Raw genomic sequence first — 26,204 nt, forward strand, 5'->3', positions numbered from 1 at the left:
CAAAAATTCGGTAAAACCTCGCTCTATGTGCTCGGTAACCTCGTTTTTGACCTCTATTTCAAGTGTTCCTCCCTTGCGGAGTGGTGCAAAGGTAGAAAACTTTACCTATTCCTTCCAAGACTTTGTTGGGTCTTTTTTTGGGATGCTGCATAACGCGCTGTAAACGTGGTGGATATTTTTCGGTAGTTGGTAGATCGTAGTTGGTAGTTTGTAGAAAGTAGTTCGTAGATTATGGTTTGTAGAAAGTAGTTCATGTTTGGATTGCTAAGAGCTCGTTGTTTATAGATTATGTTTTGTAGAAAAGGGCATGGGGACATGGAGGGACACGAACCAGAGGTTCGCGCCAGCATCAATTAGTTTATCAGAGGACACTCGACAGGTCGTAGTTTGCAAATAAGGACAGGTCATAGAAAAGAATAAGTACATAAAGATTGAAGACAGTAAGAGCATGGTTGCTGTTCATTGTTTAGAGAAGGGCGATAAGGAGAAGGGCGTATAATCGCAGAAACATGGGCAACAAGTCGTCGGCAGTTGGTAGCTCCTGGAATGGTTCGTCTTTAGGAAAATAGGTCATACTCGATCTCCGGAGAGATCGACGGACCATACAGACTACCTGCCTAAGCGCTGAACTTCCTCCCCTTCCTCGCGATCACCGACAGGGTTGTTGGCTATCGGATTAACCGACTAATTCCTCTAAAACAAAGCTGTCTCAATTTTCTTCCCGACAAACCAACAGCGATATACAATGAACAACCAACGAACTATAATCAATGAACTTCTCCTGCCCTCAAACGTTTTCGTTAAAAAACACTGCTTAACATTTAAAAATCATCTGGTTTATTAATATCATTGTAATAGGCCAAAAAATGATTATAAACAATACCCTCGCAGAACACACATGAACAAGGCCTAACTTCTTTAGATAATGCAAAGATAAAGTCACAAAAAAAGCAATACCATAACAGTAAAGCTTTCTCATGTTCTCGAGCAACTATAAACCAAATTTGAATACTACAATGAAAAAAACATTACGAGCCACATCGCTTATCCTTGCAGGGTTATTTTCAGCAGGCATGCTTCCTTATAGCTTATCTGCACAAACGACTACAACAGATCAAAAAGGTTGGCATGCCCTTTTTGATGGCAGCACATTAAATGGCTGGAAAGCCGTTGGCGGAAAAGCACCGTACACGGTTGAAGATGGTGCAATTGTGGGACGCATGACAAAAAAGACCCCCAACTCATTCTTGATTACAGAAGCAGAATATGGCGATTTTATACTAGAGTTGGATGTAAAGCTTGAAGGGAGTCAGACCAATTCCGGTATACAGACACGGAGTCATTTCGACGCCGCAGCCAATAATGGACAAGGACGTGTATATGGTCGCCAGATGGAGATCGATCCGACCCCACGCGCTTGGACTGGTGGTGTCTACGATGAAGCACGTCGCGGATGGCTTTACCCTGTAGATCTCAACGAAAGTGCAAAAAGTCTATATAAAAGCAATGCATACAATCATTACCGCATCGAGGCTATTGGAGACGAATTAAAAACATGGGTGAATGGTGTCCCCGTTGCGTCTGTCATAGATACCATAGATAGAAAAGGCTTTATTGGGTTGCAAGTACATAGTATCCCTGAAGATCTAGACGGGCAGAAGGTGTATTTTAAAAACATCCGCATCCAAACAACAAACCTAAAGCCTAAATCGTCGACAAATAATATACATATTGTCAATCTACAGCCTAATCAGTTAAGTAAATCGGAGAAAAAGGATGGCTTCAAGTTGCTGTTTAACGGTCAAAATGCCAACGAATGGCGCAGTGTACGCTCCGATAAATTCCCTTCGCAAGGTTGGTCTGTGGGCAATGGTACGATTACTGTTCTAAAATCCGATGGCGGCGAATCTACCAACGGGGGCGATATCATCACAAAAGATAAATACGCAGCATTTGACCTATCCTTCGAATTCAAATTATCACCTGGAGCTAATAGTGGTGTTAAATATTTTGTTACGTTAAAAGAACAAACGAACGGTTCTGCTATCGGACTTGAATATCAAATATTAGACGATGAGAAGCACCCCGATGCTAAGCTTGGTCGGGAGGGCAACAGAACACTCGCTTCTTTATATGACTTAAAGACATCAAATAGAGAAGGGAGAGCACGTAGACCTATTGGAGAATGGAACAGAGGGCGTATTGTTGTCACGCCAGACAATCAAGTTACACACTACCTTAATGGTATAAAAATGTTAAGCTATCAACGCGGATCGCAAGAGTTCAAAGAGCTTGTTGCTAAAAGTAAATACAAAGACTGGGAGGCTTTTGGCGAAGCTAAAGAAGGACATATCCTCCTACAGGATCATGGCGACAATGTATCCTTCCGCAACATAAAAATTAAAAAGATCAAGTAATCAAAAAAGACGAAAAATGATCCACTCTTTATCACGTAGAAGCTTTATTAAAAAGACCACTATGGTCGGTGGTGCTTTAATTATGTCAAATAGCCTGCTTGGAAATATCAAGATGGCGTCCCCCAACGAGCGCATTAACTTGGTTTGTGTAGGTATTGGCAACCGAGCCGCTGAAATCATTAAAGATCTACATAAAACCGGCTTATGTAATGTCGTGGGGTTATGCGACGTCGATTTAGGGGCTAAACACACGTTGGATATCTTAAAGCTATTTCCGGATGCAAAAAAATTCCAAGATTTCAGACGTATGTTCGATGAGATGTCCAATGAATTTGATGCTGTCTCTATTGGCACCCCTGACTTTGCTCACTTTGCCGTAACCATGCAAGCAATCGACATGGGAAAACATGTATATGTCGAAAAACCAATGGCCAGTACTTTTTGGGAAGTTGAGCTGATGATGAACAAAGCAGCCAAACATCCTAATGTGGTGACTCAAATGGGAAATCAAGGCCATTCTGAGGCCAACTACTTCCAATTTAAAACATGGCAGGAAGCAGGTATTATTAAGGATGTTACCCGTATTGATGCCCACATGAATATGCCGCGTCGCTGGCATACATGGGACCCGAATATAACGCGTTTTCCACACGCAGAAACAATTCCTGACACCTTGGATTGGGACATCTGGCAAATGCAAACCTTAGGGCACGATTATAATAAAGACTTTGTAAATGGACAATGGCGTTGTTGGTTCGATTTTGGTATGGGGGCTCTAGGCGACTGGGGCGCTCACATTTTAGATACAGCACATGAGTTTTTAAATCTGGGATATCCAACTTCAGTAGAGGCCATTAAATTAGATGGTCATAACTCATTCTTTTTCCCTATGTCTTCGACATTAAAATTCCATTTTCCGAAACGTAGCAAGATGCCGGCACTAGACATTAACTGGTACGACGGGCTAGATAACCTCCCGCCTATTCCTACGGGTTATGGGGTATCTGGACTAGACCCAAATATTCCACCCCCAAGCACAGGTAAAATAGAGCCTGTAAAATTAAATCCAGGAAAAATCATCTATAGCAAGAACCTAACGTTTAAAGGTGGGTCTCACGGAAGTACTTTGCAAATTATACCTGCAGATAAAGCGAAAGAGATGGAGCGAAAACTACCGGAAGTACCAGCCTCTCCTTCCAATCACTTTGCTAATTTCCTCAAAGCTTGTAAAGGAGAAGAAAAAACACGCTCTTCATTTGATATAGCCGGACCACTCAGTCAGGTCTTCTGTTTAGGCGTTATCACACAGCGATTAAATAATAAAATTATCTTCGACCCGAAGAAAAAAGAAATAACCAACGATAGATTTGCAAACGCACTATTAATGGGTCCCCCTCCTGCAAAAGGATGGGAACAATATTACAAAGTCTAATACACGCTTGTCTTTTGCAGCGCCGAGGGTGCTGCAAAAGACAATTACGAAAACGCACTTAATCCCGTAATATCTTGTCCTGTGATTAACAAATGAATATCGTGCGTTCCTTCATACGTAATTACAGACTCCAGGTTCATCATATGTCGCATCAGTGGAAAATCCCCAACAATTCCCATCGCACCAAGCACTTGACGCCCTTCGCGTGCCACTTTCAAAGCCATCTCTACGTTGTTTCGTTTCGCCATGGAGATCTGTTGCGGCGTAGCTCTTCCTTCGTTTTTTAAAACTCCTAAACGCCACGACAACAACTGTGCTTTGGTTATCTCCGTCAACATTTCAGCCATCTTACGTTGTTGCAACTGAAATGCCGCGATCGGTTTACCGAACTGCTCTCGCTCCGTAGCATACTTTACTACCGTTTCATAACAGTCTAAAGCAGCTCCAATCACCCCCCATGAAATACCATATCGAGCCGAATTAAGGCACGATAACGGGCCTTTCATGCTAGCAACATCCGGCAAAATATCTGTTTGCCTTATATATACATTATCAAATACCAGCTCGCCTGTACGAGAAGCACGTAAAGACCATTTATTTCCGGTCTCTATACGCGTAAAACCCGCATATTCTCTCCGCACGATAACACCACGAACCTTACCTGCCTCATCGCGTGCCCACACGACCGCAACATCACATATAGGAGCATTCGTTATCCACATCTTAGCACCATTCAAACGGTAACCGTCACCATCTTTTGTTAATCGCGTTTCCATTTGTCCGGGATCCGAACCATGATTCGGCTCTGTTAGTCCAAAAGCACCAATTAAATCCCCCTTTGCAAGAGCCGGTAGCAATTCTTGTTTTTGCTGTTCCGAACCGTATGTGTATATTGGAAACATCACCAAAGACGATTGTACCGATGCGGCAGACCGTACAGCCGAATCGCCCGCTTCTAATTCCTGCATAATCAAACCATACGACATCTGATCTAACCCCGCTCCTCCATATGTAGCGGGAATATAAACTCCCAATGCTCCAATATCTCCTAGTTTTTTCATCAATCCGGGTATTTCGGTATGCCCCTGCGCGTGCTCCTCTATAGTCGGACGGATTTCACGTTGAACAAACTCGCGAACGGCCTGCCGAACCATCTTTTGCTCCGCACTCAATAAGTCATCAATGGCGTAATAATCGATATTGATATTTCTCATAAAATAGATCTATTCGTTACTGAACTAAAATTATAAAATATTTTACACTTAAAATTTTATTTATAAAAATAAAATTCACTATTTTTATGAAATCATAGAATAATATAAACCTACATATGATCAAGAAAGAATTAAAAGCGCTTGGGATCGATCTGCTTGTTAATGGAACATCAACGGGCACCAAATGGTTTGGTCAAGGCGAAAAAATTACTTCGTTTTCGCCTGTCGATGGTAAATCAATCGGACAGGTCTCTTCTTCCACACGAAAAGATTACGACAAAGTACTTCAAGCTGCCGAAAGCGCTAAAAAGGTCTGGGCTGATATCCCTGCCCCAAAGCGAGGAGAAATCGTCAGACAGTTTGGAGACAAATTGCGTGAACTAAAAGATGTTCTCGGAAAATTGGTTTCTTACGAAATGGGGAAATCTTACCAAGAAGGACTAGGAGAAGTACAGGAGATGATTGATATCTGCGATTTTGCAGTGGGACAATCGCGTCAATTGTATGGATTCACGATCCACTCAGAGCGCCCGTCACACCGGATGTACGAGCAATATCACCCACTCGGTATCGTCGGTATTATTTCAGCTTTTAACTTCCCTGTTGCTGTTTGGTCCTGGAACGCGGCGCTCGCTTTAATATGTGGCGATGTTATTATTTGGAAAGGTAGCGAAAAGACTCCTTTATGCGCTGTCGCCTGTCAAAAGATACTAGCAGATGTATTAAAGGCGAACAAACTCCCCGAAGGAATCTCTTCTCTTGTAACTGGGGATGCTGAAGTGGGCAAATGGCTTGCAGAAGATAAGCGTATCGCTTTGGTTTCAGCAACAGGATCTACCCGCATGGGCAAACAGGTTGCCGTTACAGTAGCTAATCGGTTAGGCCGATCTCTATTAGAGCTTGGAGGGAACAATGCCATTATTGTCACACCACAGGCCGATTTAAAAATGACAATCATAGGTGCTGTCTTTGGCGCAGTCGGCACAGCAGGTCAACGCTGCACCAGCACCAGAAGACTAATCATTCACAAAGACATCTATGAGCAGGTGAAAAAATCTTTGACCGACGCTTATAAACAGATTAAAATTGGAGATCCATTGAACACTAAAAATCATATGGGTCCTTTAATCGATACCGATGCCGTTCAAAACTATCTCGTTGCCATTGATAAAATAAAGGCCGAAGGTGGAACATTACTTGTCAAGGGTGGAGTTCTAAAAGGGAAAGGCTACGAAAGTGAGTGTTATGTACAACCTGTTATAGCCGAAGTCGAAAATAGCTATGAAATTGTTCAAACAGAGACATTCGCTCCTATATTATATCTCATCAAGTACGAAGGTGAAGTGGAAAATGCGATCGCTTTACAGAATCAAGTAGCGCAAGGTTTATCCTCAGCAATCATGACGACCAATTTACGTGAAGCCGAGCTATTTCTCAGCCAGAATGGTTCAGATTGTGGTATTGCCAATGTCAATATCGGCACCTCAGGTGCGGAGATTGGTGGGGCCTTTGGCGGCGAAAAAGAAACAGGAGGGGGACGAGAATCGGGATCGGATTCATGGAAAGCTTATATGCGCAGACAAACGAACACAATTAACTACAGCACAAGCCTTCCTCTTGCACAAGGCATTAAATTTGATTTATAATGAGAGAACTACATAAACAACTTTCAAAACATATCTTAGCCGATGGTCTGCCTATAGAGCTAGATCTTGAAAACTCACACGGTTCTTATATTAAGGATCGCAATGGAGATGAATACATTGATATGTTTAGCATGTTTGCCTCCTCACCTGTGGGCTACAATCATCCGCATATCGTCTCTCAACAGGATTTCCTTGGGAAGATGGCGATTAATAAACCTGCCATGTCAGATGCATATCCTTATCAATATGCAGACATTGTCAATACCTTTGAACGTGTTGCTATGCCGAAGGAACTTTCCTACTGCTTCTTCATCTCTGGAGGTACACTTGCCGTAGAGAACGCATTAAAAACCGCGTTCGATTGGAAAACAAGACTTAACCTTTCACGTGGAATACAAAAAGAAGCTTCACAGGTTATTCACTTTAAGCAAGCATTCCACGGCAGATCGGGCTACACCTTATCGTTGACCAACACCAAAGATCCCAGAAAGTACATGTATTTTCCAAAATTTGATTGGCCAAGGATTACCAACCCGAAGTTAACCTTCCCAATAACAGAGGATGCGATTAGCGAGACGATACAGGAAGAACGTTTAGCGATTAAACAGATTGAAGAGGCTTTACAGAAAGCACCTCATGAAGTTGCCTGTTTAATTATTGAGCCCATCCAGGCCGAAGGTGGCGACAATCATTTTCGCAAAGAATTTTTCAAAAAACTACGTCAGATCTGTGACGAACACGAGATTTTATTAATATTGGATGAGGTACAAACGGGGCTCGCTATGACCGGTAAAATGTGGGCTTTCCAGCACTATGATATTATTCCTGATGTAATCGCTTTTGGAAAAAAATCACAAGTTTGTGGAATCCTTGCCAATCGGGAAAAGCTGGACCAGGTCGAAAACCATGTTTTTAAAGAATCAAGCCGTATCAACTCCACGTTCGGCGGAAATTTCATCGACATGATTCGCTTTAAATTGATTCTGGAAATTATTGAAAAAGAAAAGCTCGTTGAGAAAGCTGAAAAAACTGGTGAATATCTGCTAGACAAAATAACAAAATTGACCCATACACATAAGCACTTAAGCAATGCTCGCGGACTAGGCTTACTGGTTGCATTTGATTTTGACACACCTGAGCAGCGTGATGCTTTTGTACATTCAGCATTTGAGAACAAGATGATTATTTTGGGTTGTGGCGAACGGAGTGTCCGTTTCAGACCACACCTCACTGCGACTATTGAAGATATAGACAAGGCTATTGCTGTGGTCGAAAAATCGTTATAAGAATATGCCCCGGTCACTTCTTAGTCCCGGGGCATATTACGATAAATGTTATTGTTTCGGTATATCTTCAATAACCCGAAAAGCTCCACTTTCATCGGCAATAAAAGTCATGGGCTGTTCTGGATTTTTTATAATTTCAAACAATGTAAATCCCCATGGTTTCCAAAAGTTCTCCAACACCTGCCCATAGGTTTTCGCTTGCCAATTATCAAAAATAGGTTTCAACGTCCAATCGTTTAGTGGCATAGGTTCTACAAAAACCTTTTGTGGTGTTTCCATAAATGTATATTCGGGCAAACGATTAAAGAGGTATGCGGTGTAGAAATACCGAGCACAGATTTCTTCAAACTGAATCGGGTGCAACACATGGTCCTTAACTTTCTCCAAAACTTCTTCATGATAAATCGCATTGGTACCATTGTCTTGCAGTGTAGCAATAATCGCAAAATCCTTCATTCGTAAAGAAAAAATCAACGTATTGATTTCATCTCTATAATTAAATGTATCAGCTGGATTATCTACCGGGAGCACAAGAATGGTAAATGGATTCTTGTGTTCAAATTCCATCGGTAGAATCAAGGATTGCAACATGGTATGCAGGTTACGAAACTTATGCACTAAAGCTTGTGAAAAGTTCATATCCCCCCCACTGATCAGGGCTTGCTTGACGCCGGCCTGTATTTCATTAAAGACAACACCATATAAGATACGTCCCACCCATTGAAACAGGAGTTCTTGCGGTAATTCCCGAACTCCATGATAGCCTTGCTCAATCGCTTGCTCAACCGCATCATCCATAATTCCAATCGCTTGAGCCGCATCCACACTACACGGCAGCTTCAGGCTTTTGTAGGTAACGATATTCTCATCCAACATTTTAAAAGGACTTTCCTCTAACCCAAAAGCACGCATCATCCATACCGGGAACACTTGTATTTGCTCGTCCGCAGAGACAAGCGCATCACCTGTTAAGAAACAGGTTTGATTATCGAATTTAAAATCTAAAAATGGATTGTAAAGTTTCCGTGCCATATAGGGGCAAAGGTATTTCTTTTACCCTACAATCGTGTATGACTAATGTCAATAAAGATTCTTTTAGCATTTCCGTAAATTTCCCCTAGCTTTGTATCGTCAAACCAAATACAATGGCTATTAAACGCGCTGCAACAAAGAAAAAACAAACGAGTAAAAGAACTACAGTAAGCTGGAAACGAAAAATCGGAATATGGATAGCGCGTATTACCATTGGTTTCTTTGGTTTTTCGCTTTTTTGGGTTTTACTGTTGATTTTCATGAATCCCCCCGTGACCTTTCTTCAGCTACAACGTGCGATAGAGCGCAAAGCAGCAGGCAAAGAATGGAAAATAGAGAAAGATTGGCTTCCATACGACGAGATGTCAGATAATCTAAAACGAGCAGCCATTGCCGGAGAGGACGCCACTTTCCTGAAGCACAATGGCTTCGATACCAAAGCTATTATGGAAGCCTTTGAAAAAAATCAAGAAGGCAAAAAATTAAGGGGCGGAAGTACGATTAGTCAACAAGTGGCTAAGAATGTATTTCTATGGCCTGAACGATCGTGGTTTCGTAAAGGATTAGAGACCTACTTCACCGTATTGATTGAAGTATGCTGGAGTAAAAAACGTATACTTGAAGTATATTTAAATGTTATAGAAATGGGGCAAGGGGTGTATGGTGCCGAGGCCGCGGCTCAGTATTACTACAGCAAATCAGCCAAGAGCTTAACAAAAAAAGAAGCCGCTTTAATCATTGCGATTCTACCAAGCCCACAAAAATGGGATGCGCGCCGCCCATCCTCGTATGTAAATAGGCGAGCAAACAGTATTGTGCGTTACATCAACTATTACGATATCCCAAAATAAACTTCACTAATCTTTGTAGATCCGTACGTCAATTTTACCCTCTTTGGTGATTGTCCCGCGATACATCCCTTCGGTGTTGAAAGGCATGGCAACTTGCCCATTATGATCTAGAACGATCATACCACCATCGCCCCCGAGTGCACCGATCTTTTCGATTACTGCTTTTGCTGCCGCTTCAGTACTTATAGCGGAACTATACGACAACTGCGCCGCCACATCGTAGGCAGCAACCGTACGAATATAAAATTCACCCCAGCCTGTACATGAAACAGCGACCTGCTTGTTTGCATAGTTTCCAGCCCCGATAATAGGTGAATCTCCAACACGACCATATTTCTTGTTCGTCATCCCTCCGGTCGACGTCCCCGCAGCTAGGTTTCCATAGCTATCCAATGCCACACAACCTACCGTACCAAATTTTTCATCATTAGGCTTTGCCAACTGCGTTTGTGGTGCCCCATGATCTAATTCTGTTTTTTCAGCGTCTCGTTTTAAAATGCGTTGCAAGGCATCCCATCGCGGTTGCGTCCAAAAATAAGATGGGTCAATGATTTCCACTCCTTTGGTCGTTGCAAACTCTTCGGCTCCACGGCCCACCATCATCACGTGTTCAGACTGTTCCATCACAGCTTTAGCGGCCATAATAGGGTTACGAATCGTCTGTACCCCGGCAACGGCACCTGCTAGCAAAGTTTTTCCATCCATGATCGATGCATCCAATTCATTTTCTCCTTTATGATTAAAAACAGCCCCCTTTCCTGCATTGAATAACGGAGAATCTTCCATTACCCGAATTGCAGCAGCCACAGCATCAACACTCGTTCCGCCTCCCTTAAGCACCTGATACCCTTCGTGTAGAGACTGTTCTAAAACAACGCGATAGGCCTGCTCTAGCGCATCACTCATATTCTTTTTCAAGATCGTTCCGGCACCACCGTGGATGGCCAATACGTAGGTAGGTTGTTTCATCTGCTGTGCCTGAAGGATATACGAACAACACCCCAAAAGTGCAAGTACAAAAATTCTCTTCACCATCTTACTCGTCGTCTAAAAGATCCGACTTTAAATCGTCAATCTCACGACGATCTTTCTTCGTGGGTCTTCCTGTTCCGCGGTCCCGCTTCAGCATAGGCGCATGAAATACCGACTTAAATGCGTAGGTTTCCTCTTCCGGTGTCTGGTCCTCGTAAAACTGAACAGCCGTTTTCGCGTCGACGCGACGTTCCAATAATCCGACTACACGAATAACCTTACGCTCTGGTCCTTTTTGAATCTGATAGACCTCCCCTACTTTAACAACATAGGATGCTTTCACATTCTGTCCATTCAGCTTCACCCGACCCGCTTTACATGCCTCAGTCGCCAAGCTCCGTGTTTTAAACAGTCTAATCGACCATAGATATTTATCGATTCTTAGTTTTTCCTTTTCTTCAGCCATACAGCAAATTTACTTTAATTTTCATAAGTTTGTAACTACATTAAAATACATACAAAATCAACATGGAACTAGAAAAACTTCAGAAACAGATAGAAGAAGCTTGGGAAGATAGAAACTTATTGACATACTCGGAATATACTGATGCTATCCGTTTCGTCATTCAACAATTGGATGAAGGAAAACTTCGTGTTGCGGAACCTATTGGATCACGTTGGCATGTAAACGATTGGATTAAGAAAGCCGTTATCCTTTACTTCCCTATTTGCGATATGAAAGAGATTGACAATGGTCCTTTCATTTATCATGACAAAATGAAGTTAAAAACCAATTACAAAGAAATTGGTGTGCGTGTTGTTCCTGGTGCATCTGCTCGCTATGGCGCGTACCTATCCAAAGGCGTAATTATGATGCCTTCCTATGTGAATATTGGTGCTTACGTGGATGAAGGCACGATGGTAGATACTTGGGCAACTGTAGGTTCATGTGCACAGATTGGTAAAAATGTACATTTAAGTGGTGGTGTTGGAATTGGTGGTGTGTTAGAACCCGTACAAGCGGCTCCAGTTATTATAGAAGATAATGTATTCGTTGGTTCACGCGTTATCGTCGTAGAAGGTATCCGTGTGGAAACTGAAGCTGTTTTGGGTGCAAACGTCGTGTTGACAGCCTCCACGAAAATTATCGATGTATCCGGTGATGAGCCTGTGGAATATAAAGGTTATGTACCAGCACGTTCCGTGGTTATCCCGGGATCTTACACAAAGAAATTTGCTGCAGGCGAATACCAAGTTCCTTGTGCGCTGATTATCGGTAAACGTAAAGAGTCAACAGACAAGAAAACATCATTGAATGATGCTTTACGTGATCATAGTGTAGCCGTATAAATTAAACGATGTATACATCTTTCGATAGAGAAGATTTAAATAAGGCCTTAGAAACGCTAAAAAGCGGAGGCCTTATTTTGTATCCCACCGATACCATTTGGGGCATTGGTTGTGACGCCACAAATGAAGAAGCTGTTGCCAAAATATTCGCCCTCAAGGGGCGTGATATCGGTAAAAGCATGATTGTTCTATTACACAATGACAATCAGCTGGCCTCTTATGTCAACGATATTCCCGAAGTAGCCTACGAATTGATCGAATACACGGAGAAGCCGCTAACGATCGTATATAGCAATGCCAAAAATCTGGCTGCAAATGCGATTGCAGAAGATGGATCTATCGGCATTCGAGTTGTCAAACATCCTTTTTGTGAGCAGCTGTTGCAGCGTTTTAAGAAGCCTATTATCTCGACCTCAGCCAACCTGAGTGGCGAACCTTCGCCTAAAAGTTTTGCGGACATTGATGACGCTGTAAAACAAGGCGTTGACTATATCGTCGAATACCAACAAGATGAGGAAGGTGACGGCAAATCTTCTACCGTCATGAAACTTGATCCTAGCGGAAAATTTGTATTTTTGAGAAAATAAATAGCTAAATAGTAAAGACGATGAAAAAGATAATCGGACTCTTGTTCTGTGTGTTGGTTTCGCTTCAACTGAGCCAGGCACAACAAAAAATAGAACCTGCAAAAGCGGGTGTACAATATGGCAAAAAAATTGATGCCAAAAATGCAATCTCCGTAAACAAACTGGAAAACAATCTTAAAAAATCGGAAACCTTCACTGGAAAAATTGAAGGTGAAGTGGTTGAAGTTTGTAAAAAGAAAGGTTGCTTCATGACACTTAAACGCGATAATGGCGAAACCATTATGGTGCGTTTCACAGATTACGGCTACTTTGTACCAGCAGATCTGATCGGTAAAAAAGTAGCAGTAGAAGGCCGTGCGAAAGTGAAAGAAACATCTGTAGAATGGTTGAAACACTACGCGGAAGATAAAGGTGCCTCAAAAGAGGAAATTGCTAAGATCACGAAGCCGAAAACGGATATCAATATCGTGGCTGATGGTGTATACGTTATCAAATAAGTAAGGATAATTCCACCATAGAAAAGGGCTTCCATACTTTGGGAGCCCTTTTCATTTGAAAGTCTAGGCCTCAAAAAAACACATTTCTCGGCTGTGTTTATTATCTTAGCTGTTAATGAATAGCTTAAAGACGCACAAAACACAATCGATCAACATCAAAGGGAAACTATTCACATTTGATCGCCCTTTAGTGATGGGAATCCTCAACATCACGCCAGACTCCTTCTACGATGGCGGGCAACATAATAACGTAGAGCAGGCCATGGTCAAAGCCAATGAGCTATTGATAAATGGTGCTGACATTATCGATATCGGAGCTTATTCCTCTCGACCTGGAGCACCACTCATCAGCGTGCAGGAAGAGCTTAACCGCGCCATACCTGTAATTGAAAAACTGCACAAGGCCTACCCTGACGCGATACTCTCTATTGACACCTTTCGAGCGGAGGTCGCTGAAGCAGCAATTACTGCCGGTGCTCATATCATTAATGATGTATCCGGCGGAACTATAGATCCCAATATGTTTGCTACCGTAGCACAGTTACAAGTGCCGTACATCTTGATGCACATGCGCGGTATTCCAGAAAACATGCAAGAGCTAACCACCTATGATGATATCGTAGAAGATGTAGCTACTTTTTTGGCAGAAAAAGTAAACCAGCTACGTGCCTTAGGTGTAAAAGATATTATCTTAGATCCAGGCTTTGGTTTTGCGAAAAATCTAGATCAAAACTATGAACTCCTTCATCGTTTGGAGGAACTACAATATCTAGGTCTTCCGATTTTAGGCGGATTGTCTCGAAAATCTATGATTTACAAAAAACTAAATATTACACCCAGCGAAGCATTGACAGGCACCATTGTCTTAAATACGATCTTACTAACAAAAGGCATCCACATTCTACGGGTTCATGACGTTGCTGAAGCAAAACAAACTATTGATCTACTATTTAACCCCATACTGTGAAGAAGATAAGTGACATTGTAACCATTGGATTTGCACTCTTCGCGATGTTTTTTGGTGCCGGAAACTTACTCCTTCCTCCATTTATTGGCTTACAGATCGGCACACATATTTGGATTACGATCTTGGCCTTTGCCTTGACCGGCATTTTACTTCCTTTTATGGGAATTATATCCGTCAATAATTCCGGCGATAACTTTAATGATCTAGGACGTCGTGTTCATCCACAACTCGCACCTATTCTTGGAAGCATCATCATGATATGTATCGGTCCTCTAATTGCGATTCCTCGAACAGCGGCCACGACCTTCGAAGTAGGCGTGCTCCCGTCCTTTCCGGATAGTAACCACATTTGGACATCGATTATCTTTTTTGCTGCCACCTGGCTTTTCGCCATCGTTCCTTCTAAGGTTGTCGATCTGGTCGGTAATTTCCTGACTCCTTTTTTACTTATCCTCTTAACAATCTTAGTGGTCAGCGGTATTATCCATCCTACAGCCGTTCCTACAGAACGTTCTGTATCAACGACAGAAGCATTTAGTTTTGGTTTTATGGAGGGATATCAAACATTGGATGTCCTCGCTTCCGTCGTTTTCGCAGGCATTATTATCGCTGCAACAAAAACCAAGGGATACGCGTCTACAAAAGAAAAAAGCAAAGTCGTGATTGCTGCGGGTGCGCTCGCTGCTTATTGTGTATATATGGGGGATTAATTTATCTCGGTTCCACTTCAGGCATAACGAATCTCGATATCAAGAGATCCGAATTACTTATCCATATTTCTAGAACCGTTTTAGGAGAATATGGCACCCTCGCCATTGCGCTTAGTATAGCCTTAGCCTGTCTGACAACCGCTATCGCTGTAACCGCTGCCGTTGGCACCTTTTTTAGTGAGCTCACCGGCGGAAGAATAAGCTACAAAATATTGGTCACCATTTGCTGTCTGATCTCTGCCGTATTATCGATTACCGGTGTAGACAACATTATTCAATTTGCGTACCCTCCTCTGGCCTTCGTATACCCTATTGTCATTACACTCGTCCTTTATATTGTAATTTTTGGACGTTTCATCACCTCCAAATTACCGTATGTCGGAGCACTTATTGCGACGACGCTTATTGCTTCGCTAGGGTTATTGAATATGTTCAATCTGCTCTCGCCACAGGTCTTGGTTCAACTAAATCGTATTCCGTATTTTGAATACGAATTGGGGTGGGTTGTGCCGTCTATTGTATTTTTTGTCTTGTTCTTCGTTATTGAAAAAATCAGGAGCTTACGCAATTAGTCTTTGCCAAACTTGCGAGTACTCCGAACCATAGATTCATAAAAAAGAGCGTTAAATCTTCTTCGATTTAACGCTCTTTTTATAGTAGCAGCCCGGTCATTGACTACCCTCGCGCTACCAACTACGATCTACTAACCACACACTACCGAACCGTACTACCCGGTTTTATCGTTGATGTCGGATTAACAAAATCAAGGCGTCCATCCGCATCTTCTGCCATTAGGATCATTCCCTGTGATGTAATACCTTTAATCTCCCGTGGTTCAAGGTTCACTAAAATAGAAACTTGCTTACCGACAATATCTTCTGGTGCAAAAAACTCAGCAATTCCAGAAACCACAGTACGTTGATCTATTCCCGTATCAATCTTCAACTTCAAAAGTTTTTTTGTTTTAGCGACTTTCTCTGCTTCGATAATTGTTCCTATGCGTACATCCATCTTCAAGAAATCATCATAGCTGATATTCGCTTTTGCTGGCTCCGCAGTAGACTGGCTCAACGCATTGTGCGCCTTCGCATCGGCTAACTTCTGTAACTGGAAATCAACTTGTTCATCTGTAATTTTCTCAAACAACAAAGCCGATTCGCCCAATGTGTGCCCGGTAGGGATGATATCTGGACGACCAGCATTTTCCCATTCCTGCTTTTCAAGGTTCAACATAGCAAACAAACGATCCGAAGATTTCGGTAAGAATGGCTGCGCTAAAACCGCTAAGTTAGCCACAATTTGCCCCGCCACATATAAAACGGTTTTCACACGCTCAGGATCCTCTTTAAAAACTTTCCAAGGTTCTTCATCCGCCAAATATTTATTCCCCAAACGTGCAGCATTCATAAAGTGCCCCAGTGCCTCACGGAATCTATACTGCCCAATTGAATTGCTAATCTCTACCGGAAAAGATTTTAACTCATCCAATACCGATTGATCTTGCGTCGTCAGTGCAGAGCCCATCAATAGATCTCCATCAAAATATTTCTGACTCAAAACCATAACACGATTCACAAAGTTGCCAAGAATAGCAACGAGCTCATTGTTTACGCGGGCCTGAAAATCCTTCCATGTAAACTCACTGTCCGAAGTCTCCGGTAAAATAGAGGTAAGCACATACCGTAACTCATCCTGCCTACCCGGGAACTCTTCCAAATACTCATGTAACCAAACGGCATGATTTCTGGAAGTCGATAGCTTTTCTCCTTCTAAATTCAAAAACTCATTAGCCGGTACGTTATCCGGAAGGATATACTCTCCGTGTGCGTGTAAGATCGCTGGGAAAATAATACAGTGAAAAACAATATTATCCTTGCCAATAAAATGAATCAACGTCGAGTCGTCAGCTTCATTTTCATGTTTTTTCCAATAGTCTTCCCAATTCTTATTATTATCTATCGCCCATTGTTTCGTCGCAGAAATATAACCAATTGGGGCATCCAACCATACATACAGTTTCTTTCCTGCAGCTTCTTCCAATGGTACGTCTACGCCCCAATCCAAATCACGCGTCATGGAACGCGGCTGTAAACCCGACTTAAGCCAGGATTGACATTGCCCGAATACATTAGACTTAAGCTCTCCCTTCTTTCCTTCAATGAGCCACTCTTCGAGCCAAGGTTGATATTTATCCAACGGCAAGTACCAATGCTTCGTTTCTTTAAGAATCGGCGTCTTTCCGCTAAGCGTAGATTTTGGATTAATGAGATCTGTCGGGTTTAAAGAGGTACCACACTTCTCACATTGGTCGCCATAAGCTCCTTCGTTGTGACAATGTGGACAAGTACCGACAATATAACGGTCCGCTAAAAATTGTTGATAATCCTCATCAAAGTATTGTTCAGAAAACTTCTCAATAAACTCACCTTTTTCATAAAGGTTCAAGAAAAATTCCTGCGATAATTCATGGTGAATTTTCTCCGATGTACGGTGATAAATATCAAAGTGAATACCAAACTCTTCGAAGCTTTCTTTGATTTGTTTATTATACTTATCAATGATCTGTTGTGGTGTAACACCTTCCTTTTTCGCTTTAATGGTGATCGCAGCTCCATGTTCGTCCGAACCACAAACAAAAACGATGTCCTTTTTATTCAAGCGCAAAAAACGCGCAAATATATCTCCCGGAATATATGCACCTGCAAGATGTCCGATATGGAGAGGTCCATTGGCATACGGCAAAGCCGATGTAATAGTAAAACGATTCTTCGATAAAATACTCAAGGTGTAGTAATTTTAAATGATACGTAAATGGCCTGATAAACAGAAAAGACTTACAGTCACAAGACAGGTTGGAGTCCCTTAGCTTCTGTTGAAAAAAGGCTCTTTAAAAAAAGATTTGTTTCTTTCGCAAAGATAACTCAATTTGCGGTTAAAATAAGCGTGTCGTATGAAAATACCTGAATTTCTTAAGAAAGGCGATAAAGTAGCCATTGTATGTCCTGCAAGTTACATTAAGGGCGATATCGACCTTGCCGTTACGGTATTAACGGAATGGGGATTAGAAGTGGAAGTGGGCGAAACAGTCACCTCACAGTTTCACCAATTTGCGGGTACCGATGCCCTTCGTGCTGCCGACCTACAGAAAGCGTTAGACGACCCGTCAATAAAAGCAGTATTTGCGGCTCGCGGCGGTTACGGAACCGTTCGCATTATCGATCATATCAATTTCAACCGTTTTAGAAAACATCCTAAATGGGTGATTGGCTTTAGCGATATTACGGTATTACATAGCCATATACACCACCGATTTAATATTCCTACTATTCACGGACAAATGCCAAAGTCATTTGAAGATAGCTCCAAAGATGCGCTAGAATCATTAAAGCGTGCCCTTTTCGGACAAAAAATGGATTTCACATATAGTCAAACCGATTATCCAAATAGGTCGGGCAACGGATCTGGTCAACTAATCGGAGGTAATCTAGCCATATTACAAAGTATTCTTAGCTCAAAATCAGATGGCAAATATGATGGTAAGGTATTGTTTATTGAAGATGTTGGTGAATCACATTATAACATCGATCGTATGTTGTGGACACTTAAGCGTGCAAAAAAATTAGACAAATTAGCAGGTTTAATTGTTGGAGGTTTCACCTCGCTCAAAGATAGTGACCCCGCATTTGGTCAACGATTTGAAGACATAATAATGGACAAAGTTAGGGCGTATGATTTCCCGGTAGCATTCGGTTACCCAGCGGGACACATCGAAAATAATCACAGTCTCATAATGGGGAAAAACATCAAACTACGGGTAAAAAACGAAGAAACTTCGTTAAAATACCTTGATTAGTTTGCATAAATTCTGTTTTTTCCATTTTAATATTTTCAACAATTCCTCAATAGCTCTATAACTATTGAGGTTTAATTTTTTTATACGCCCAAATATCATAACGATTAAACGTTTTTATTCAATTCTTTACGAAAAGTATCCGCGGTGACATTCCTCATGATATTCTCCATAACTTAGCATCAGTAAAAATAAATTATGATATGGTTATGGAAATGGGACAACCAAATCCACTAAGATCCACAGATAGTTTGGATACGCTAGCGGCAAAGGTTTATTTAAATGTGGACGCCGACACACTTGTCGAGCAGACGATTGAGCGCGGACAGGGAAAGATAAGTGACCAAGGGGCACTTTGCATTGAGACCGGTAAATTTACAGGACGTTCCCCAAAAGATCGGTTTATTGTTAAAGATGATTACACTAAAGATGTAATCGACTGGGGAGAAGTAAACATTCCAATATCGACTTCAGCTTTTGATAATCTTTTGGAGAAAATGCAAATTTTTCTTCAAGATAAAGAGGTATGGGTACGCAATTGCTACGCTGGGGCTGATTCTAATTACAGAATCAATGTTACGGTTATCAATACGCTACCATGGGCAAATTTATTTTGTCACCATCTATTTCTTCGACCAACGAATGAGGAGCTAGAAACTTACAAACAGGAGTGGACTATTGTACAAATTCCTGAATTTTTAGCCGATCCAGCAACAGATGGTACCCGCCAAGAAAATTTCTCGATCATCAACTTCACCAAAAAAATGATTTTGATCGGTGGCACGGCCTATACAGGAGAGATGAAAAAAGGTATCTTCTCGGTACTGAACTTCATCCTACCACATGAGCATCAAGTGTTACCAATGCATTGCTCGGCTAACGAAGGTGCTAAAGGGGATACCGCTTTATTCTTTGGCTTAAGCGGAACAGGAAAGACTACGTTATCGGCTGATGTTAATCGTATGTTAATCGGAGATGATGAACACGGATGGACAAACGATACGGTGTTTAATTTTGAAGGAGGTTGTTATGCTAAATGCATCGATTTGAGTGCGGAAAAAGAACCGCAAATATTCGCTGCAATAAAGCATCCTACTTTACTGGAAAATATTCAATTCTTTCCGGGAACAAATACAGTGAACTATGCGGATGCGAAGCTGACAGAAAACACACGCGCCGCCTACCCTATTGATCATATTGAAAATGCGAAGGAAGTATCTGTGGGAAATATTCCCAAGAACATATTTTTCTTAACATGTGATGCCTACGGCGTATTACCTCCAATCTCTAAGCTTACTAAGGCACAGGCGATGTACCACTTTATTTCGGGGTATACCGCTAAAGTAGCAGGGACAGAGATAGGTATCACAGAGCCACAAACAACATTCTCTGCTTGTTTTGGAAAAGTATTCTTACCGGCACACCCGACAACATACGCAGAATTACTGGGTAAAAAATTAGATCTACACGGTGATGTTAATGTATGGTTAGTAAATACGGGCTGGACAGCCGGAGCGTTCGGTACAGGTAATCGCATAAGCTTGAAATATACACGTGCAATGGTTCAAGCAGCTATTGAAGGTCAATTGGACAACGCAACTTTTCTACCGCATTCGGTTTTCGGTATACTAATGCCGACATCTTGCCCGAATGTACCAGATGAGATCTTGAACCCGAAAGATACATGGGCAGACAAAGATGCGTATGATAACCAAGCGAATAGACTCGCTCAATTGTTTATCAACAACTTTGAAGAATATAAAGCTAAGGCTAGTGCAGAAATCATCAGCGCTTCACCAAGAATACAAGAAGTAAAAATCTAATATAAAAAAAGCAGCGTAAAGCTGCTTTTTTTATATCTACAAATAAACCTTGGCATGCCAGCTATCTCGTAACGGCACTTCCCATTTAAGGTCTATATCATCCGCATGGGTAAGCATATTATTAAATACTATAGTATCCTCATTCAACGCACCACTTTTCACTAACTCCTCAAATACCGTACTAGGTACAACCCTAAGATTGCCATCCTGATGTTTATAGGCTATTTTCAAACGGTCGAAAAGTTGAATGGATAGTTCATTTTCGATTTTCTTAAGCAGGTGAACTGATTTGTCTACAGAACATCCAGTAACCATGGCTTGTTCTTCATCCACAATTAAGAAAATAAACAAATTATACCGTATCTCGAACGAGCCAAGTAATTGGTTGCCGTGTGCAGTCCATTGTTTTACGAAATCACCAAGAATCTCACTTACTTGAACACACTCCAAATCAGTTAATAACCGATCACTCTGATAAATCCATAATCTCTTCATAGCACAATAAATTAATGCGCGTAATAAGGTGATATCATTAAATAAACAACAACACCTGTTACAGCCACATACAACCACATCGGATACGTAATACGGGCCAATTTCTTATGCCGCTCATACGCTCCTGCAATTCCTCTTACAAAGGTAATAAGTACAAAAGGAATAATGATAATAGATAGGAGAATATGCGTAATCAGGATAAAGTAATATACATAACGTATCGCACCTTCTCCACCAAAAGGTGTAGAGTCTGAGGTCATGTGATAAGCGACATACATGACTAAAAACGCAATAGAACAAGCCATGCACAGCTTAATCAAGGTCTCATGTAACTTTACTTTACCTTTCTTTACAGCAGAAACGGCGGCAACCAATAAGATAGCTGTAATACCATTAATGGCTGCATAAATTGGAGGCAAAAAGGATAATGGTTCTACGTCATAACCAAGTTTACGAAGATTTACACCAAATAATGCCGCAACAGCAACAGGAATTACAATGGAAAGAGTTACAATCCATTTTTTATATTTCTTTTCAGCTTCAGTCATTGCCATACTATTTCTGCTTAATTTTTAACGGTCTATTTCTTACTTCTTCCACCACCTGTAGTTTAATTTCATCCTCCAGACGCTCTACTTCTCCTTTTTGACTAATATCATAAAAGCCTCTAATTCTACGCTTAGAATCGATCAGTACAAATTGATTACTAATCAGAAATTTTGAAGAGTCCGCTGGGTCAATCATAGCATCAATCAACATCTGCTTTTGCGCGTAATCGAAAATATCCACATTGGGTTGGAACACCACCTGCCAATTGCCCCGCTCAACATTCTTATAAGGCTTCACAAAGGAGCCTAAAGTAGATACAGATTCCTTCGGATCGACGGAAATAGAGTAAAAAGAAACAATAGGATTGGATTTAAAGCGATCTGATAATGCATTTACATGATTAAACATAAGCTTTGAAAAGGACTGATCTTTACTGTAGAAGAGATGTGCTACCGTCAAAACGGTGTCCACTTCAAAAAAAGCCTTATTATTACCCTTAACATCTTTGAAGGAGATGTTAGACAAGGTGTGGAAAATGGTATCAGGGTATTCTCTGCCCCAATTACGTTTCATTTCACCACTTAACCTTTTCTCTCCAAACACAGGAAGAGAAACATATTCGTTTGAACCGAGCCGGTTAACGGCTATATATAAAAAACCTGGCAATAGTAAAACCATTGCCAGGATAATTACTTTGGATCTACTTCTTTGAGTAGGCTTACTCATCGTATATCTCCTATTTTAAAAAATTACTTATTCGGGAAAATTGGGTGTGCTTGCATTGCTCCGTGAAGGAAGTCTCCTTCAATAAGCATTAATACAATGAAGTATAAAATAAATATGAAAACCACACTACAACAAACAATAAATCCTGATTTCTCAAATTTTAAGTGCATGAAGTAAGCAACAATATAGAATGCTTTTACTAGGGTAAGTACAATGTAGATAATATTGACTAACATACCTTTTTGTAAAATTCCCCAATGGTGCACAAATCCAAGAGCGATTAAGAATTCTAAAGCTGTTAATGCTAATAAAATAAAGAATACTCTCCAGATACCTTTTTTATCCATACCAGCATGGTCATCATGGTGGTCGTGTGCTGCAATATTTTCGTGATGATGTGACATTATCTCAATTAAAATAATTAAAAAACTTTGTTAAACGAAATCAGATTAAGTAGAAGAACGTAAATACGAACACCCATACTAAATCCACAAAGTGCCAGTACAAACCAACTTTTTCTACCATAAGGTATGTACCTCTACGCTCGAACGTATTGTTCAACGTCATACTCAAAATAATAATATTTAAAAGTACACCGATTGATACGTGAAAACCGTGGAAACCTGTAATTGTAAAGAACAAATTAGAGAACTGTAATGCTGCTGTATAGGAAATATCTTTCGTAAAATAAGGTGCTAACGCATCCACTATAGCATTACCTTCTAGACCTGTAGCAGGATTTCTTCCGAACCAAAAACCTTGGTGATGTAAGTGGCTCCACTCAATTGCTTGACAACCTAAGAACATCAAACCACCTAAGATGGTCCATAACATCCATTTTACAACTTCATCTTTTCTATTTCTATGTCCCGCATCCACGGCCAATACCATCGTTACAGAAGACATAATAAGGATAAATGTCATAATACCGACAAACACAAGTGGTTGTCCTGATTCGGCAATTCCTGGAATAGATTGGAAGATTTTATCCGCATCGATCCATGTAGGCTGCGCAAACTTCTGCGTACCGTAATAAATCAAGAATGCAGAGAAAGTAAATGCATCCGATACCAAGAAAAACCACATCATGATTTTTCCATACTCTAAGTTCCAAGGAGACTTACCACCATTCCAAGGGCCGTCTTTTACCTTATCTAATTGCGATACAGTTGTTGTACTCATTTTTTACTATTATTGATTCAAAAGTAAGAAAACATATATATAAATCCATAAAAGATCGAGAAAATGCCAAAAAATACTGGCCAAATCCATGCGGAAAAGATTATCGGCATGTGGGATAGGCTTCATTGCCCCCATCAAACATCTAATCAATACGATCAAACCCGCAATAATGTGTGCTAAATGCAATCCTGTAAAAATGTATATAAAGGATTGCGAAGCATTAGGGTTAACAAAGAAAATACCTTGTCCAGCCAAAACCGTCCAAGAATGTACCTGTAAACCAAAGAAAACCAAACCCAGTAACAACGTCAAGATTAAGAAATTCTTTTGTTGTCCCAGTCTTTGTTTTTTTGCTGCATTATGCGCCAAATACAAGGTCACACTGCTTAGCAAAATCGTTATCGTACTATAGATAAACGCATTGGGTAACAATGTTTTGATTCCCTTATCAACGCCACTAGCTGTATACACGATGAATCCGCTGGATAATGCAGCAAACATCATGAACATACCAATCATACCTAGCCAAAGGTTAAACTTTTTGGCTTTTCTTGACTGGATAACTTCCTCAACTACCTGTTCCGTATTTTCCATCTATTAAAAAGGAATAAAATCAAACAATAAAACTAACTGTGTCAAAGGCAAATAGAAAAAAGATGTAAACATTACTTTTCTAGCCGATGCATCAGTCATGGATTTAGCATGTTGAAATCCATAAAAAGCAAACATTATCCCACCTAACAACGAAACGGCTGTAAAAACCCATCCGCCAAAACCATAATACATGGGCAAGAAGCCAACCGGTATCATAAGTAAAGCAGAAATAGCAATCATCCAAGCCGATACACGATCTTTTTCGCGGGTCGGTAACAAACGAAAGCCGGCATTTCTATAGTCCTCATCTGCCACCCATGCAATGGCCCAGAAGTGCGGAAATTGCCATACAAACTGAATTGCAAATAAAACGAGCGGTGTGATAACAATTGCGGCTTCACTAACAGCAGCATATTCCAAGCCAAAGCCCGCCGATTTAAAGGCAGCATAATAACCAATTAATGGTGGCAACGCGCCCGGAAAAGCACCAACTAGAACCGCAATTGGCGATTTTTGCTTAAGTGGTGTATAAATAAAGGCATACAGGATAATGGAGAAAACGGATAAAAGCCCGGCGATAAAATTTAATCGCACCAGCAATAACGTTCCAAAGATCCCCATAAAGACACTCAGTACCAACGCCTGTCCTGTAGTCATACGACCAGAAGGAAGTGGACGATCGGCAGTACGTTTCATTAATTTATCCAAGTCGCGCTCAATGATCTCATTAAAACCATTTGCCGAACCAGTAATGAAGAAACCACCTATGGTAAGAATCAGCCAATTGATCCAAATAATATCTCCCTGCTGTTTGGCGCCTATCAGAAAAGCTATGGAAGCCGAAAAAACGACTGTTAAAGTTAATCTTAGCTTAACTAATTTCTTAAAATCAGACAAAAACTGCTTCATGTAAACTACGTTAATCTCTTTAATGTTCTACAATTACACTAATCCGGCAAAGTTCTACAACAAACAGCATATTATCGTTGTAATTTTGTCATTAATAGCATCAAATAATATTGCGCTCCGAATAGCAAACTCGCCACTACCAAGTGCGTTGTTTGCGCGAAAGCAGGAACATTAAATCGGGCCAAAACAATACCAGAAAGCATTTGTATACCAATTAATACAATAACTATCCAAGCATATTTGCTTTGCAATGTCAATGAACTAAACCTACTTCGAACAAGGAAGAAAAGAATAACTGTTAATCCCAGTGAAACATAGGCCAATACTCTATGTACAGAAAATGAATCGCCTAAATTTGCTACCCATTCTTGTCGCGCGATGAGCTGACTACTTAAGTGGTCAATCGTTTCTCTAACTTCTGTACCAAAAACAACCTGTACAACCATTAAAACTAATGAAACAAAGGCCAATGCTTTTATTCCTTTAACATGTTGGTTACTGAGAATTGTTTTATTTCTTAATGTTGTTGCTTGATAAAATGTATATATACTGATCGCTACGATTAACAGCGCTAACAACATATGTACTGTGATAATCCAAGGCATCAGATTCGTGGATACCACGATAGATCCTAACCAAGCCTGAAGCACCACAACAAAAACATTTAAAACGCTCCATACTACAATGGAGGGTTTTGTTTTTAAATAGGTAAAAGAGAATATCGCCGAAAAAAGCAGACAGAAACCAGCAGCAACACCAACCAAACGATTAACATACTCCGTCCAAGTCTTAGCCGCGTTGAATTCTTCATGCGCCAATATCGACTGGTCGTGTCTAATCTTATCAGCCATTTCTGGATGACCAAAAAACTCTACAATTTTTGCAAATCGTTGATTCTTTTTGGCTCGGCCATCAATATATTGCTGTTCGTATCCCTCTGGCAGTTGAGATACATCCGTCGGCGGTATAATGCGATTAAAGCATTTTGGCCAATCCGGGCATCCCATTCCGGAACCTGTGCTTCTTACAATTCCGCCTGCTGCTATGACTAGAAACAGCACGATAATTGTAATTCTATTTGTTAAGACAAATCTTTTTTCTGCACGCGGATACAT

General features: G+C 40.9%; 24 protein-coding genes and 1 pseudogene. 12 read left to right on the top strand and 13 right to left on the bottom strand.

Annotation, left to right across the window (positions count from 1 at the left end; all coding sequences use genetic code 11):
• Positions 1–1,016: 1,016 nt before the first annotated feature.
• Positions 1,017–2,417 (top strand): 3-keto-disaccharide hydrolase, encoded by a 1,401-nt coding sequence (locus tag B9Y69_RS11190; protein ID WP_085473061.1) that lies wholly within the window; start codon positions 1,017–1,019, stop codon positions 2,415–2,417.
• A 16-nt stretch (positions 2,418–2,433) separates the two neighbouring features.
• Positions 2,434–3,849, top strand: a complete 1,416-nt coding sequence (locus tag B9Y69_RS11195) for a Gfo/Idh/MocA family oxidoreductase (RefSeq protein WP_085473062.1) — start codon at positions 2,434–2,436, stop codon at positions 3,847–3,849.
• Positions 3,850–3,893: 44 nt separating this feature from the next.
• Here the strand turns inward: B9Y69_RS11195 and B9Y69_RS11200 are convergent, their stop codons facing one another.
• Positions 3,894–5,063, bottom strand: a complete 1,170-nt coding sequence (locus B9Y69_RS11200; RefSeq protein WP_085473063.1) for an acyl-CoA dehydrogenase family protein — start codon at positions 5,061–5,063, stop codon at positions 3,894–3,896.
• 116 nt (positions 5,064–5,179) lie between these two features.
• On the opposite strand from B9Y69_RS11200, the gene amaB reads away from it, so the two are divergent.
• Together amaB and lat are read left to right on the top strand one after the other, a co-directional pair.
• Positions 5,180–6,709: an L-piperidine-6-carboxylate dehydrogenase gene (gene amaB, locus B9Y69_RS11205; protein WP_085473064.1), complete on the top strand. Its 1,530-nt coding sequence runs from the start codon at positions 5,180–5,182 to the stop codon at positions 6,707–6,709.
• Positions 6,709–7,995, top strand: coding sequence for an L-lysine 6-transaminase (gene lat, locus B9Y69_RS11210; RefSeq protein ID WP_234991209.1), 1,287 nt, complete (start codon positions 6,709–6,711; stop codon positions 7,993–7,995). The genes amaB and lat overlap by 1 nt, the downstream gene beginning before the upstream one ends.
• A gap of 48 nt (positions 7,996–8,043) precedes the next feature.
• Here lat and B9Y69_RS11215 read toward each other — a convergent pair whose 3' ends face one another.
• Entirely contained in the window at positions 8,044–9,027 is a 984-nt protein-coding gene (locus tag B9Y69_RS11215) for a hypothetical protein (RefSeq protein WP_085473066.1), read from the bottom strand.
• A gap of 113 nt (positions 9,028–9,140) precedes the next feature.
• Here B9Y69_RS11215 and mtgA point away from each other — a divergent pair, with 113 nt between their 5' ends.
• Positions 9,141–9,878: a monofunctional biosynthetic peptidoglycan transglycosylase gene (mtgA, locus tag B9Y69_RS11220; RefSeq protein WP_085473067.1), complete on the top strand. Its 738-nt coding sequence runs from the start codon at positions 9,141–9,143 to the stop codon at positions 9,876–9,878.
• A 6-nt stretch (positions 9,879–9,884) separates the two neighbouring features.
• Here the strand turns inward: mtgA and B9Y69_RS11225 are convergent, their stop codons facing one another.
• Together B9Y69_RS11225 and B9Y69_RS11230 are read right to left on the bottom strand one after the other, a co-directional pair.
• On the bottom strand, positions 9,885–10,913 hold the full coding sequence (locus B9Y69_RS11225) for an isoaspartyl peptidase/L-asparaginase family protein (RefSeq protein WP_085473068.1): 1,029 nt from the start codon (positions 10,911–10,913) through the stop codon (positions 9,885–9,887).
• 1 nt (position 10,914) lies between these two features.
• Positions 10,915–11,316, bottom strand: a complete 402-nt coding sequence (locus B9Y69_RS11230; RefSeq protein WP_085473069.1) for an RNA-binding S4 domain-containing protein — start codon at positions 11,314–11,316, stop codon at positions 10,915–10,917.
• A gap of 62 nt (positions 11,317–11,378) precedes the next feature.
• On the opposite strand from B9Y69_RS11230, the gene B9Y69_RS11235 reads away from it, so the two are divergent.
• The 5 genes and pseudogenes from B9Y69_RS11235 (at position 11,379) to brnQ (ending at position 15,533) form a co-directional block, all read left to right on the top strand.
• On the top strand, positions 11,379–12,200 hold the full coding sequence (locus tag B9Y69_RS11235) for a 2,3,4,5-tetrahydropyridine-2,6-dicarboxylate N-succinyltransferase (protein WP_085473070.1): 822 nt from the start codon (positions 11,379–11,381) through the stop codon (positions 12,198–12,200).
• 8 nt (positions 12,201–12,208) lie between these two features.
• Positions 12,209–12,787: an L-threonylcarbamoyladenylate synthase gene (locus B9Y69_RS11240; protein ID WP_085473071.1), complete on the top strand. Its 579-nt coding sequence runs from the start codon at positions 12,209–12,211 to the stop codon at positions 12,785–12,787.
• Positions 12,788–12,807: 20 nt separating this feature from the next.
• The gene (locus tag B9Y69_RS11245; RefSeq protein WP_085473072.1) at positions 12,808–13,284 is read left to right on the top strand and encodes a DUF4920 domain-containing protein; all 477 of its coding nucleotides are present in this window, start codon (positions 12,808–12,810) and stop codon (positions 13,282–13,284) included.
• A gap of 115 nt (positions 13,285–13,399) precedes the next feature.
• Complete coding sequence (gene folP / locus B9Y69_RS11250) at positions 13,400–14,251, top strand: dihydropteroate synthase (protein ID WP_085473073.1); 852 nt, start codon at positions 13,400–13,402, stop codon at positions 14,249–14,251.
• Between the two features lie 44 nt (positions 14,252–14,295).
• A pseudogene (brnQ, locus tag B9Y69_RS11255) lies at positions 14,296–15,533 on the top strand (branched-chain amino acid transport system II carrier protein).
• A 142-nt stretch (positions 15,534–15,675) separates the two neighbouring features.
• Here the strand turns inward: brnQ and metG are convergent.
• Entirely contained in the window at positions 15,676–17,745 is a 2,070-nt protein-coding gene (gene metG, locus B9Y69_RS11260; RefSeq protein ID WP_085473074.1) for a methionine--tRNA ligase, read from the bottom strand.
• A gap of 166 nt (positions 17,746–17,911) precedes the next feature.
• On the opposite strand from metG, the gene B9Y69_RS11265 reads away from it, so the two are divergent.
• A complete protein-coding gene (locus B9Y69_RS11265) occupies positions 17,912–18,814 on the top strand; it encodes a S66 peptidase family protein (RefSeq protein ID WP_085473075.1) in 903 nt (300 codons plus the stop codon).
• Positions 18,815–19,020: 206 nt separating this feature from the next.
• Entirely contained in the window at positions 19,021–20,634 is a 1,614-nt protein-coding gene (gene pckA, locus B9Y69_RS11270) for a phosphoenolpyruvate carboxykinase (ATP) (RefSeq protein ID WP_234991210.1), read from the top strand.
• 36 nt (positions 20,635–20,670) lie between these two features.
• Here the strand turns inward: pckA and B9Y69_RS11275 are convergent, their stop codons facing one another.
• The 8 genes from B9Y69_RS11275 to B9Y69_RS11310 form a co-directional block, all read right to left on the bottom strand.
• On the bottom strand, positions 20,671–21,129 hold the full coding sequence (locus tag B9Y69_RS11275; protein WP_085473077.1) for an ABC transporter ATPase: 459 nt from the start codon (positions 21,127–21,129) through the stop codon (positions 20,671–20,673).
• Between the two features lie 11 nt (positions 21,130–21,140).
• Positions 21,141–21,683 (bottom strand): DUF420 domain-containing protein, encoded by a 543-nt coding sequence (locus B9Y69_RS11280; protein WP_085473078.1) that lies wholly within the window; start codon positions 21,681–21,683, stop codon positions 21,141–21,143.
• A gap of 1 nt (position 21,684) precedes the next feature.
• Positions 21,685–22,404 (bottom strand): hypothetical protein, encoded by a 720-nt coding sequence (locus B9Y69_RS11285; protein ID WP_085473079.1) that lies wholly within the window; start codon positions 22,402–22,404, stop codon positions 21,685–21,687.
• A 23-nt stretch (positions 22,405–22,427) separates the two neighbouring features.
• Positions 22,428–22,808, bottom strand: coding sequence for a cytochrome C oxidase subunit IV family protein (locus tag B9Y69_RS11290; RefSeq protein ID WP_085473080.1), 381 nt, complete (start codon positions 22,806–22,808; stop codon positions 22,428–22,430).
• Between the two features lie 40 nt (positions 22,809–22,848).
• Positions 22,849–23,586: a cytochrome c oxidase subunit 3 gene (locus B9Y69_RS11295; RefSeq protein ID WP_085473081.1), complete on the bottom strand. Its 738-nt coding sequence runs from the start codon at positions 23,584–23,586 to the stop codon at positions 22,849–22,851.
• 9 nt (positions 23,587–23,595) lie between these two features.
• Positions 23,596–24,180, bottom strand: a complete 585-nt coding sequence (locus B9Y69_RS11300; protein WP_085473082.1) for a cytochrome c oxidase subunit 3 — start codon at positions 24,178–24,180, stop codon at positions 23,596–23,598.
• A 3-nt stretch (positions 24,181–24,183) separates the two neighbouring features.
• A complete protein-coding gene (gene cyoE / locus B9Y69_RS11305; RefSeq protein ID WP_085473083.1) occupies positions 24,184–25,089 on the bottom strand; it encodes a heme o synthase in 906 nt (301 codons plus the stop codon).
• 71 nt (positions 25,090–25,160) lie between these two features.
• Positions 25,161–26,204, bottom strand: a complete 1,044-nt coding sequence (locus B9Y69_RS11310; protein ID WP_085473084.1) for a COX15/CtaA family protein — start codon at positions 26,202–26,204, stop codon at positions 25,161–25,163.

Origin of the sequence: Sphingobacterium psychroaquaticum, assembly GCF_900177625.1 — a bacterium.
In the GTDB taxonomy this organism is placed as follows: Bacteria; Bacteroidota; Bacteroidia; order Sphingobacteriales; family Sphingobacteriaceae; genus Sphingobacterium; species Sphingobacterium psychroaquaticum.

What these genes read in the sequence shown, in the direction of transcription:
- B9Y69_RS11190 (WP_085473061.1), top strand. Translation starts at nt 1,017, where the DNA reads ATGAAAAAAACATTACGAGCCACATCGCTTATCCTTGCAGGGTTATTT.
- B9Y69_RS11195 (WP_085473062.1), top strand. Translation starts at nt 2,434, where the DNA reads ATGATCCACTCTTTATCACGTAGAAGCTTTATTAAAAAGACCACTATG.
- B9Y69_RS11200 (WP_085473063.1), bottom strand. Translation starts at nt 5,063, where the DNA reads ATGAGAAATATCAATATCGATTATTACGCCATTGATGACTTATTGAGT.
- amaB (WP_085473064.1), top strand. Translation starts at nt 5,180, where the DNA reads ATGATCAAGAAAGAATTAAAAGCGCTTGGGATCGATCTGCTTGTTAAT.
- lat (WP_234991209.1), top strand. Translation starts at nt 6,709, where the DNA reads ATGAGAGAACTACATAAACAACTTTCAAAACATATCTTAGCCGATGGT.
- B9Y69_RS11215 (WP_085473066.1), bottom strand. Translation starts at nt 9,027, where the DNA reads ATGGCACGGAAACTTTACAATCCATTTTTAGATTTTAAATTCGATAAT.
- mtgA (WP_085473067.1), top strand. Translation starts at nt 9,141, where the DNA reads ATGGCTATTAAACGCGCTGCAACAAAGAAAAAACAAACGAGTAAAAGA.
- B9Y69_RS11225 (WP_085473068.1), bottom strand. Translation starts at nt 10,913, where the DNA reads ATGGTGAAGAGAATTTTTGTACTTGCACTTTTGGGGTGTTGTTCGTAT.
- B9Y69_RS11230 (WP_085473069.1), bottom strand. Translation starts at nt 11,316, where the DNA reads ATGGCTGAAGAAAAGGAAAAACTAAGAATCGATAAATATCTATGGTCG.
- B9Y69_RS11235 (WP_085473070.1), top strand. Translation starts at nt 11,379, where the DNA reads ATGGAACTAGAAAAACTTCAGAAACAGATAGAAGAAGCTTGGGAAGAT.
- B9Y69_RS11240 (WP_085473071.1), top strand. Translation starts at nt 12,209, where the DNA reads ATGTATACATCTTTCGATAGAGAAGATTTAAATAAGGCCTTAGAAACG.
- B9Y69_RS11245 (WP_085473072.1), top strand. Translation starts at nt 12,808, where the DNA reads ATGAAAAAGATAATCGGACTCTTGTTCTGTGTGTTGGTTTCGCTTCAA.
- folP (WP_085473073.1), top strand. Translation starts at nt 13,400, where the DNA reads ATGAATAGCTTAAAGACGCACAAAACACAATCGATCAACATCAAAGGG.
- B9Y69_RS11265 (WP_085473075.1), top strand. Translation starts at nt 17,912, where the DNA reads ATGAAAATACCTGAATTTCTTAAGAAAGGCGATAAAGTAGCCATTGTA.
- pckA (WP_234991210.1), top strand. Translation starts at nt 19,021, where the DNA reads ATGGAAATGGGACAACCAAATCCACTAAGATCCACAGATAGTTTGGAT.
- B9Y69_RS11275 (WP_085473077.1), bottom strand. Translation starts at nt 21,129, where the DNA reads ATGAAGAGATTATGGATTTATCAGAGTGATCGGTTATTAACTGATTTG.
- B9Y69_RS11280 (WP_085473078.1), bottom strand. Translation starts at nt 21,683, where the DNA reads ATGGCAATGACTGAAGCTGAAAAGAAATATAAAAAATGGATTGTAACT.
- B9Y69_RS11285 (WP_085473079.1), bottom strand. Translation starts at nt 22,404, where the DNA reads ATGAGTAAGCCTACTCAAAGAAGTAGATCCAAAGTAATTATCCTGGCA.
- B9Y69_RS11290 (WP_085473080.1), bottom strand. Translation starts at nt 22,808, where the DNA reads ATGTCACATCATCACGAAAATATTGCAGCACACGACCACCATGATGAC.
- B9Y69_RS11295 (WP_085473081.1), bottom strand. Translation starts at nt 23,586, where the DNA reads ATGAGTACAACAACTGTATCGCAATTAGATAAGGTAAAAGACGGCCCT.
- B9Y69_RS11300 (WP_085473082.1), bottom strand. Translation starts at nt 24,180, where the DNA reads ATGGAAAATACGGAACAGGTAGTTGAGGAAGTTATCCAGTCAAGAAAA.
- cyoE (WP_085473083.1), bottom strand. Translation starts at nt 25,089, where the DNA reads ATGAAGCAGTTTTTGTCTGATTTTAAGAAATTAGTTAAGCTAAGATTA.
- B9Y69_RS11310 (WP_085473084.1), bottom strand. Translation starts at nt 26,204, where the DNA reads ATGTATCCGCGTGCAGAAAAAAGATTTGTCTTAACAAATAGAATTACA.